Raw genomic sequence first — 11124 nt, forward strand, 5'->3', positions numbered from 1 at the left:
GTGGAAGGCGGCGCGGTGGTCAAGTGCCAGCATCAGGAACTGCGCTGCGACGAGATCGACAAGCACCTGGATGCCGGCAAGCAGGTCACCAAGCTGGCCCTGGTGTTCGAGGACAACCTGTCCTTCGTGCTGGGCGACGACCTGATCGTGCGCAAGCTGAAGTTCCTGGACGGCGCGCTGGACCAGCTGGAACATGCCGACGAAGACGGCCGCCGTGCCGAGTTCGACGCCCGCTTCGCCCTGCAGAGTGCGGAGATCCGTCGCCTGTTCCTGCTGCTTGAAGAAGCCTTCAAGCTCAGCAAGGCTGACTGAACAGGCAGGCCGTCGGCCGCCGGTCATCCGGCGGCCTCGCACGGCGCTATGCTGGGACCATGAGCCGTCTGCTGCGCCGCCTGATCTCGCCGGTCCCACCCGCCACCGTGCAGCGCGATACCGTTCGCCTGCGCCTGGAGGATGTCGAGATCGAGATACTGCGCGTGCGTGATCCACGCGCGCGCCGGATCAAGCTCAGCGTCGATGAGCGCGGCGCACGACTGACGTTGCCGCCGCGTGCCAGCCTGGTGATGGGCGAGCGCTTCCTCGAACTGCATCGCGAATGGCTGGGGCTGCAGCTGCGCCACTACCAGGGGCATGGTCTGCCCGCCGCGTTGCAGCCCGGCGTTGAAGGGGTGCTGCCGCTGCGCGGCGAGTTGTTGCCGCTGCGCTGGCAGGAAGGCCGCTACGCACGGCTGGAAATCGACGAACACGGTGCCTGTGTGCAGTGGCCGAGCCGTGGCGGCGATGCGACCCTGCGCCGCCTGCTGCGCGAATTCTATGAAGCACAGACCCGCGCCGATGTCGGCCGCTGGTTGCCGAAGTACCTGCCCGGCCTGCCGCGCGCGCCCAGCCGCCTGCGGTTGAAGGTGATGTCCTCGCAATGGGGCTCGCTGGCCCCCGACGGCAGCATGGCGCTGGACCTGGCACTGGTACTGGGCCGTCCCGCCGCCTTCGAGTACGTGCTGGTGCACGAACTCTGCCACCTGATCCAGGCCAACCACTCGCCCGCGTTCTGGCACGAAGTGGAACAACGCTTCCCCGACTGGCGCGAGCAGCGCGACTATTTCCAGCTGGAAGGGCGACGCCTGAAAGCGATGCTCCGGCAACTGCTGTAGCGCCTGCGCTACAGCAGTTGCCCACGCATTCCTCCTCTACCCCCGCCTTCGGCGCGCCCCTTCAACAGAAGGGGCTCCACTCCATAGAGCCGGCGGCGCAGTCGAGCAAAATCGGCTCTACTGAAGCGCGCACAGCGCGCGACCCGCTTTGCTCCTGCTCTTCCTTTTCTCTTCCGTGGTCAGCACGGAAACCATCCGTGGCCGGGCGGGGTGGGTTAGGGCCGCCGCCTCCGCCCACCGCGCAGCCACGCGCGGCGCGGTGATGCACACCGCCTGATCGGTCACCGTGGTCACCGCCCGCTCCAGCAGCTGGATGTCCGCTTCGTGCTGGCGCGCCACGTGCGGATCTTCGAAGAAGATCGCGCGCTGGCAACGGCCTTCCAGCACGCGGTCGGCAATCTGCGCATCGCCGCCCATCGGCCCGCTCTGGTAGCGCGTCACCCATGCCGCATCCGCTGGCCAGCCGCGGCTCCAGGCCAACTCGTTCAAACGCTGGCCGGTGGTACCGGTGGCGACGCGTTCGCCGAAGCGCGCCAGTACGTCGAAGTGTTCATCGGCGAAGGCCAGCATCGCCGGCTTCATCGCATCGTGCGCGATCAACGCCAGCGTCTGCCCTTCGAATGCATGCAGGTCGTTGGCGCCTGTATCGGCAGCCAGGCCAGCATGGATGCGCTCCACCTCGATCCAGTCGCGGGCGGTGGCCACGGTGGAAATGAAAGGCTTGCCGTGGATCACGCACTGGCGCTTGAGCGCGGTCGCCTCGGGGAAAACCGAGGAAGGGTCCACCGGATCCATCAGATAGACCGCACCGTCCAGCGTACGCTCGGCGCCCATGCCCACCACTTCGGCCACCAGTTTCATCAAGCCGCCGTCGCGACCGTAGGGATAGCGCTGCAGGCCGTCGTAGCCGGCAAGGAAGCTGTTGCGCTGGATCGCRTCGTGGGTACGKCCGACCGCACACAGTGTCACGCCCAGTTCGCGCAGCCCGGGTTCGCTGGCGCGCAGCCAGCGGAACAGTGCCGCGCGCGCGTCGTGGTGATGGAGACGGTTGGCGGCCAGGCCGATGCGCATCGAAAGCTCCGGGATCGGTAGAAGCGGCAGTGTATGTCGCTATTGACGGTTTCGGAGGGTTTTACAAATTTCCTCATTGTTGCTGGCAGGGGCGTCGCTAGCGTGGCAGGAGGTCGCACCGCGATGCGGCCATGCCCCTGCCTGCGACATGAGGATGTCCACCGTGAATGTCGCTGGCCCTTTGGCCCGCATCGCCGCCCTGTCGCTGTTGTCGGCGCCGGCCTGGGCCGGACAGTGCGAAGGCCCCATCCTGCTTGCCTATCCCGCTGACCGTGCGCCGTTGTCGTCCAGTCAGGACGACACGCCACAGGGGCTGGTGGCCGCCTATCTGGCGCTGCTGCAGGAACAGGTGCCCACGCTGCGTGCCACACCGGTCGCGGCGACGGCGCTGGCCGCTGCCGCGCTGCCTGCCGGGACCCACGCCGTGCTTGGCTGGCCGCGCGCGCAGACGCCGAAAGGCTGGGTGGCCAGCGTGCCCTACCTGCAGGTGCCGCAGGTGATCGTGCGACGCCCCGACGCGCTGCCGATCCACGGCCTGGACGGACTGCACGGTCGCGGCGTGGCCAGCCTCGACACCGTGCCGCTTGCCAGGGTGCTGGAGGAGTCGGGCGCGCATGTGCCGCTGCTGCAGGTGGCGGCATTGGACAAGGCGCTGCAGCTGCTGATCAGCGGCCAGATCGATGCAGTGGTGGGCAACCTGGTGGAAGTGGAAGCGGCGCTGCGCGATCAGCCTGGCGGCGCGCTGGACGTAGCGGCGCCGGCCGGCTTCAGCGACGCACTGGTACTGGCTGCGCTGCCGGCGTGCGCGCACTTGGTGGATCGCTTCAACCAACTGCAGGCGGGCATGACGGAGGAACAGCGCGAGGCATTGCGGGCCCATTGGGTCTCGACATCCCCTCGCCGCGGCCACGTGCCGCCGGTGTCGCCCCTACGCGGCTTGATCGCGGTGCTGCTGATGCTGCTGACAATGGGCCTGGTGCATGCATTCGGTTACTGGCGACTGCACCGCGAAGGCCTGCGCAGGCAGGCGCTGGAGCAGCGGCTGCAGGAAGTCACCGCCAACCTGCCGGCGGTGGTGTACCAGGCGCGGCGCAGCAGCACCGGCGAGTACAGCGTTCCCCACATTGCCGGCGATGTGCATGCCCTGTTCGGGATCAGCGTAGATACCGCGCGGGTCGACCATGGAAGCCTGCTGGCAGCAGTCCATCCGCAGGACCGCCGCTCGGTGCTGGCCTGCGTTGATGCCGCCGCGCTGGTGCGCGGGCCCATCGACATCACCTTCCGCACGCGCGGCCCCAACGGCTGGCGCTGGGTACGTTCGCACGGGCGCCCGATTGCCTGCAGCGACAGCGGCGTGGAATGGAGCGGATACTGGATGGATGTCACCGAGGCGCGCGCACGCACGCAGGCACTGAACGATGCGCGGCGTGATGCTGAGCAGGATGCTGCCGCCAAGAGCCATTTCCTGGCCACCATGAGCCACGAGATCCGCACGCCGATGAGCACCTTGCTGGGAATGCTGGAGCGCTTCGGCGGCGGCGCACTCGATGCGCGCCAGCGCCAGGTACTGGCGACCATCGATGATGCCGCGCAGATGCTGCGGCAGATCCTTGATGACGTCCTGCACAGCCAACGCCTGCAGTCCGGCCCACAGCCACCGCAGTGCCTGCCCACCGACCTGGCCGAACTGCTGCGTGCGGTGCAGCGCCTGCTGGTGCCGGTGGCGGCAAGCAAAGGGCTGCATCTGCGCTGCGAGGTGGATCCTGCGCTGCAGCGTGGATCGTTGGCCGATGCGCTGCGCCTGCGCCAGATCCTGTTCAACCTGGCAGGCAATGCGCTGAAATTCACCCTGCACGGTGGGGTGGACCTGCAGGTGCGGGTGCTGCAGCAGCGCGCGCACGGCCAGCAACTGCGGCTGCAGGTGACCGATACCGGCGTGGGCATCAGCCGGGAGCGCCAGCGGGCGGTATTTGCAGCATTTACCCAGGCCGACGCCTCCACCACCCGGCGCTTCGGTGGCAGCGGCCTGGGCCTGGCGATCTGCCGGGACCTGGCGGCATCGATGGGCGGGCAACTGCACCTGTGCAGTACGCCGGGCGTGGGCACCACGGTGTGGCTGGACCTGTACCTGCCGGCCTGCGAGGCGCCATCGGTGGAGCATCGTGATGATGCGGCTGGCCTGCACGAATTGCCGCCGGTACGGGTACTGGTTGCCGAAGACCATCCCACCAACCTGCAGCTGCTGGTGCGACAGCTGCGGGATCTGGGCCTGCAGGTGCATGCCACAGCCAATGGCGAGCAGGCCTGGCAGGCGTGGCAGACGCAACGGTTCGCGCTGGTCATCACCGACTGCCACATGCCGGGCATGGACGGCTTTGCCCTGGCCCGCGCGATCCGCGCCGATCCCCGTGCCGACGCGGCAAGGGTGCCGATCATCGCGTTGACCGCCAGCGTGCTCGACAGTACCCGCCAGACCTGCCTCGACGCTGGCATCGATCATTTCATCGCCAAGCCGGTCGACCGCCAGGCACTGCATGCCACCTTGGCCGCAGTGCTGATGCCGCTCGATCTGTCAGTGCGCCAGTAGCCGGGCGATGCTGGCGGCGGCGTCGCGACCTTCGGCCACGGCGGTCACCACCAGGTCGGCACCGCGCACTGCGTCACCCCCTGCGAACAGACGGGGATGTGCGGTCTGGAAGGGCAGCTTGCCCTTGCCTCCGGCGAGGATGCGGCCGTTGGCCTGGCCCTCCACGCCATGCTCGGCCAGCCACGACGGCACGCTGGGCGAGAAACCGAACGCGATGATCACCACGTCCGCTTCCAGCAGCGACTCGCTGCCCTCGATCTGTACCGCGTTCTGGCGGCCGTTGGCATCGGGTTCGCCCAGGCGCGTCTCGATGACGGTGACGCCGATCACTTCGTCATCGGCGCCGGCTTCGATCGACAGCGGCTGGCGGTTGAACAGGAAGCGCACGCCTTCCTCGCGCGCGTTGGCCACTTCGCGCGCGCTGCCCGGCATGTTGGCTTCGTCGCGGCGGTAGGCACAGGTGACCTTGGCCGCGCCCAGTCGCACCGCGCTGCGCACGCAGTCCATGCCGGTGTCGCCACCGCCGAGGACCACCACGCGCTTGCCATTGAGGTCGGGCAGGGCGATCTGGTCTTCCCAGCCGGCGATCGGGCGGCCCTGCGGATCATCGCCGCCGACGATGCGGCTGTTCTGCACCAGGAACGGCAATGCCGGCAGCACGCCCTTCAGGTCCTGGCCGTCGAGGCCACCATCGGTGTAGCGATACGCGCCGGTACCGACGAACACCGCATCGTGGGTGTCCAGCAGCTGCTGCAGGCTGATGTCGCGGCCGATCTCCACGCCGAGGCGGAACTGCACGCCCATGCCTTCCAGCACGTCGCGACGACGACGGATCACGTCCTTGTCCAGCTTGAAACTGGGGATGCCGAACTGCAGCAGGCCACCGACCTGTTCGTAACGGTCGTAGACCACCGCGGTGATGCCGGCATGCGCCAGGCGGTCGGCACAGGCCAGCCCCGCGGGGCCGGCACCGATCACCGCCACCGTGTGGCCGGTGGGCTGCACCGCCGTCATGTCCGGCCGCCAGCCGGTAGCCAGCGCGGTATCGACGATGTACTTCTCCACCGCGCCGATGGTGACCGCACCAAACTCTTCCAGCGTGCAGCTGCCCTCGCACAGGCGATCCTGCGGGCACACCCGGCCGCACACTTCCGGCAACGGGTTGGTGCTGTGGCACAGCGTGGCTGCTTCGTGGATGCGGTTTTCCTGCACCAGCTGCAGCCATTGCGGAATGGCGTTGTGCACCGGGCACTTCCAGCTGCAGTACGGGTTGCCGCAGTCCAGGCAACGGCCGGCCTGGTACTGCGCATCCTCCTTGCCGAACTTTCCGTACAGCTCACCCCAGTCGCCGGAGGTGCGCAGTTCRACCGGGATGCGCTGCGGCATGGTCCGGGGCAGGTCGAGGAACTGGAAGGCGTGCTTGCGGCTCATGGCGGACTCTGTGGATTTCCGGATGCCGGCCAGCGGCCGGCACTACAGCGGTGGGGAAGCCGGTGCGCCCAGTGCATGCGGCGCATCCGTCACGTGCGGTGTGTCACGCCGCGCGGCGCAGGGTTTCGGTCAGCGACTCGATGCTGGCGGCCTTGGGTTTGACCAGCCAGAACTTGCCGATGTAATCGCGGAACTCGTCCATGATCTGCTGCGCCCAGATGCTGCCGGTCAGTTCGCGATGACGGCCGATCAGGCGGTGCAGGTGCTGGCGGTAGTTCTCGAATCCTTCGGCGGAGACGCGATGGATGTCGATCAGCTCGTGGTTGTAGCGGTCGACGAAATCGCGGTCCACGTCCAGCACGTAGGCCAGGCCACCGGTGAAGCCGGCACCGAAGTTGAGGCCGACCTTGCCCAGCACCAGCACCACGCCGTCGGTCATGTACTCGCAGCAGTGATCGCCTGCGCCTTCCACTACCGCCAGTGCGCCGGAGTTGCGCACGGCGAATCGTTCACCGGCACGGCCGGCGGCGAACAGCTCGCCACCGGTTGCGCCATACAGGCAGGTGTTGCCGATGATGGCGGTGCTGCGTGCCTCGAAGCGTGCGCCACGCGGCGGACGCACCACCAGGCGGCCACCGGCCATGCCCTTGCCGACGTAGTCGTTGGCTTCACCTTCCACTTCCAGGTGCAGGCCGCCGACGTTGAAGGCGCCGAAGCTCTGCCCGGCGCTGCCGCGGAAGCGCAGTTCCAGCGGCGATTCGGCCATGCCCTGGTTGCCGTGCGCGCGCGCCACGGCGCCGGCCAGGCGGGTGCCGATGCTGCGGTCGGTGTTGTGGATCAGGAAGCGATGCTCGCCACCGCGCTTGTGTTCGATGGCCTCGGCCAGCAGGCCGTCCATCTGCGTGGCCAGGCTGTCCGGAGATTCATACAGGCGCTGTGCGGCGCAGTGGCTGCCCGGGTAACTGGCGTCGGCCAGCAGCCGCGACAGGTCCACGCGCACGTCCTCGCGCGGCGAGACCTCAAGCTGGCGCAGCAGGTCGGTGCGGCCGACGATTTCCTGCAGCGAACGTGCGCCCAGCACCGACAGCCAGCCGCGCACCTCCTCGGCCAGCAGGCGGAAGAAGTTCTCCACGCGCTCGGGCTGGCCGGTGAAGTGGTTCTCGCGCAGGCGTTCGTCCTGGGTGGCGACGCCGGTGGCGCAGTTGTTGAGGTGGCAGATGCGCAGGTACTTGCAGCCCAGCACGATCATCGGCGCGGTGCCGAAGCCGAAGCTGTCCGCGCCCAGCAGCGCTGCCTTGACCACGTCCAGGCCGGTCTTCAGGCCGCCATCGGTCTGCAGCAGGGTGCGCCCACGCAGGTCGTTGGCCACCAGCGCCTGGTGCGCCTCGGCGATGCCCAGTTCCCACGGCACGCCGGCGTAGCGGATCGAGCTGACCGGCGAAGCACCGGTACCGCCGTCATGGCCGGAAATGGTGATCAGGTCAGCACCGGCCTTTACCACGCCCGCCGCGATCGTGCCGACGCCGGCATGGCTGACCAGCTTCACCGACACCAGCGCGGTCGGGTTGACCTGCTTGAGGTCGTAGATCAGCTGCGCCAGGTCTTCGATGGAGTAGATGTCGTGGTGCGGCGGCGGCGAGATCAGGCCGATGCCCGGCCTGGCATAGCGCAGGCGTGCGATCAGTTCATTGACCTTGTGCCCGGGCAGCTGGCCGCCTTCGCCGGGCTTGGCGCCCTGCGCAACCTTGATCTGCAGCACTTCGGCGTTGACCAGGTATTCGGCGGTGACGCCGAAGCGGCCTGAGGCCACCTGCTTGATCTTGCTGCGCTTGTCGGTGCCATAGCGCGCCGGGTCTTCGCCACCTTCGCCGGAATTGCTGCGGCCGCCGAGGCGGTTCATCGCAATGGCCAGCGCTTCATGCGCCTCGGGAGAGAGCGCACCGAGGCTGATCGCGGCGGTATCGAAACGCGGGAACAGATCGCTGGCCGGTGCCACTTCGTCCAGCGGTGTCGGCGTTGCCGCCGGCACCAGCTGCAGCAGATCGCGCAGCGCCGACGGCGGGCGCGCATGCACGGCATCGCAGTACTGCTGCCACGCACGCGGGTCACCGCTGCGCGCTGCGCGCTGCAGGGTGGTCACCACGTCCGGGTTGTACATGTGGTACTCGCCGCCGTGCACGTACTTCAGCAGGCCGCCGACATCCACGCCCTGCTGGGCGTCCCAGGCCTGCGCGCACAGTTCGCGCGCGTCGGCATCCAGGCGCGCGAAGCCGGCGCCACCGATGCGCGACGCGGTATCGGGGAAGCACAGGTCCACGACCTCCGGCTCCAGGCCGATGATCTCGAACAGCTGCGCACCGCGGTAGCTGGCCACGGTACAGATGCCCATCTTCGAGATGATCTTGGACAGGCCCTTGTAGATGCCCTTGCGGTAGCGGCGGCCGATCTGCGACTGCTCACCGCCCTTGCTGAGCTTGAGGATGCCGCGTCGGCCGAGATCGAACAGGGTCTGGTAGGCCAGGTACGGATACACCGCCGTGGCACCGAAGCCGAGCAGGCAGGCCATGTGGTGCGCGTCGCGCGCGGTGCCGGTCTCGACGATCAGGTTGACGTCGCAGCGCAGGCCCAGCCGTGACAGGTGGTGGTGGATGGCGCTGGTGGCCAGCAGCGCATGCACCATCGGCCGCCCGGCCACCGGGTAGCGGTCGGACAGCAGCAGCATCACCATGCCGTCGCGCGCAGCCTGTTCGGCCTCGACGCAGATGCGTTCAATGCCCGCACGCAGGCCTTCCTCTTCGCTGTAGGACAGGTCGAGCAGGCGGTTGGCCTGCACGTACTGGCCCATCTTCAGCAGCTGGCGCAGCTTGCGCTGGCTCAGCACCGGCGAGTTGAGGATGACGTGGTTCACCGTCTCCGGGCCGGCATGGAAGATGTTGGTCTCCTTGCCGAGCTGGGTGGACAGGGACATCGCGCAGTCTTCGCGCAGCGGGTCGATCGGCGGGTTGGTSACCTGCGCGAAGGCCTGGCGGAAGTAGTCGTACAGCGGACGGCTGCGCTGGCTGAGCACGGCCATCGGCGTGTCATCGCCCATCGAGCCGGTGGCTTCCTGCTCGGTCTCGGCCAGCGGCCGCAGCACCTGTTCCACTTCCTCGCTGCTGAGCTGGTACAGCTTGTGGTAGCTGCGCAGGGTGCTTTCGTCGAACGGCTCTTCCACCAGCGACGGGTCGATCAGTTCGGTCTGCAGGTAGGTGACGCCCTGCTGCAGCCACTGCTTGTACGGTGCACGGCCGCGGTTGATGCGGTCGATGGCCTCCGAATCGAGCAGGTCACCGCGCTTGAGGTCGATGGCGATCATCTCGCCCGGGCCGAGCTTGCCCTTGCGCACCACGCGCTCGGTCGGTACTTCCCAGACGCCTGCTTCGGAGGCGACCAGGAAGTGACGATCGGCGGTCAGCATCCAGCGCGCCGGGCGCAAGCCGTTGCGGTCGAGGGTGCACACCGCGTAGCGGCTGTCGCAGGCGACGATGCCGGCCGGGCCGTCCCACGGTTCGCTGTTGAGGCCGTGGAACTCGTAGAACGCAGCCAGGTCCGGGTCCTTGAATTCCAGCGACTGCGTTGCCGGCGGCACCAGGATGCGCAGGGCCTGGATCAGCTCCATGCCGGCGGACACCATCAGTTCCAGCATGTTGTCCAGGCTCTGCGAATCGGAGCCGTGCATGGAGATGACCGGGTCGAACTCGCCGATGTCGAAACGGGGCGTCTTCCACACCTTGCTGCGCGCCTGYGCCCAGCGCCGGTTGCCTTCGATGGTRTTGATCTCGCCGTTGTGSGCGAGCAKSCGGAACGGSTGCGCCAGCGGCCAGCGCGGCRKSGTRTTGGTSGAGAAGCGCTGGTGGAACACGATGGCGCTGGAGGCCAGTTCGCGCCGCTGCAGGTCCGGGAAGAAGCGGCTGAGCTTGTCCGGCAGCACCATACCCTTATAGCTGATGGCGTTGGGACTGAGCGTGGTGACGTAGTAGTCGGCGTGCGCGCGCAGCTGCTGTTCGCTGCGGCGGCGGGCCAGGAACAGGGCCAGGCCGAAGCCGGCGTCATCCTGGCCGACGCCGGCATCGACGAACACCTGCTCGATGCGCGGCAGGGTGTCGCGTGCCAGTTGTCCGCAGACGCTGTCGTCGGTCGGTACCTCGCGCCAGCCGGCCACCTTGCAGCCCACGGCCTCGATCTGCTGCTGCAGCTGTGTGCGGCAGGCCTGTGCGGCGTCGGCATCGTGCGGCAGGAACACCAGGCCCGCAGTGAAGCGCGCGCCGACGGCGATGCCGGCTTCACTGGCCAGCAGTTTCAGGAAGGCATCGGGGCGGCGCAGCAGCAGGCCACAGCCATCGCCGGTGAGCCCATCGGCGGCGACACCACCACGGTGGGTCATGCGCGAGAGCGCAGCGATGGCGGTATCCACCAGCAGGCGCGAAGGCTGGTCGTCGAGCTGGGCGACCATGCCAAATCCACAGGCATCGCGCTCGGAGCGCGGGTCGTAAAGCCCTTGGCGGTTGCGGGGGGCCATCTCTACCTCGATGCAGATTGAAATGAACGGGGACACTCCTGCCCGCTCTGTAGAGCACGCCCTGTACGTCATGGTGGAGTGTGCCGCGCATGGCGCAGCCCGTCGGGAAGCCGCTTGGCGCACGCCCGTACGGCGTTGCTCACCTTGCGCAGGCACTCGCCTGCGCGGCGGCGCGCGCCTTGTCTGGCCGCACGCCAAGTGTCTTCACACTCACCCTGACGCACACGCCGTGCTCTTCCTGGAGCGCATCATGAGGCCACCGGATGCCTCGACTAGATCACAGGTTGCTGCAACGCCGCAATACACGGTTGCAGGCGCAACCAAAG

At 68.0% G+C, this 11124-nt stretch carries 5 protein-coding genes and 1 pseudogene; 3 read left to right on the forward strand and 3 right to left on the reverse strand.

The features are described from left to right. A partial coding sequence (gene rdgC, locus AC1VAN_RS03525; protein ID WP_480985280.1) for a recombination-associated protein RdgC occupies positions 1 to 312 on the forward strand: 312 nt, incomplete at its 5' end. 59 nt (positions 313 to 371) lie between these two features. Continuing rightward, positions 372 to 1151 carry a M48 family metallopeptidase gene (locus AC1VAN_RS03530; RefSeq protein ID WP_025875417.1) on the forward strand — a complete coding sequence of 260 codons (780 nt, stop codon included), beginning with the start codon at positions 372 to 374 and terminating at the stop codon, positions 1149 to 1151. Between the two features lie 216 nt (positions 1152 to 1367). Here AC1VAN_RS03530 and AC1VAN_RS03535 read toward each other — a convergent pair. After that, a pseudogene (locus tag AC1VAN_RS03535) lies at positions 1368 to 2222 on the reverse strand (methylglyoxal synthase); the annotation flags it as partial. A 163-nt stretch (positions 2223 to 2385) separates the two neighbouring features. Between AC1VAN_RS03535 and AC1VAN_RS03540 the strand changes: the two are divergent. Continuing rightward, on the forward strand, positions 2386 to 4809 hold the full coding sequence (locus AC1VAN_RS03540; RefSeq protein WP_442251722.1) for a response regulator: 2424 nt from the start codon (positions 2386 to 2388) through the stop codon (positions 4807 to 4809). Here AC1VAN_RS03540 and AC1VAN_RS03545 read toward each other — a convergent pair. Then, positions 4795 to 6240: an FAD-dependent oxidoreductase gene (locus AC1VAN_RS03545; RefSeq protein WP_025876048.1), complete on the reverse strand. Its 1446-nt coding sequence runs from the start codon at positions 6238 to 6240 to the stop codon at positions 4795 to 4797. The two genes, AC1VAN_RS03540 and AC1VAN_RS03545, sit on opposite strands and share 15 nt — an antisense overlap. A 103-nt stretch (positions 6241 to 6343) precedes the next feature. After that, positions 6344 to 10798 carry a glutamate synthase large subunit gene (gltB, locus tag AC1VAN_RS03550; protein WP_480985281.1) on the reverse strand — a complete coding sequence of 1485 codons (4455 nt, stop codon included), beginning with the start codon at positions 10796 to 10798 and terminating at the stop codon, positions 6344 to 6346. Between the last annotated feature and the right edge of the window lie 326 nt (positions 10799 to 11124).

This window comes from Stenotrophomonas sp. 05L44_2 (assembly GCF_056665995.1).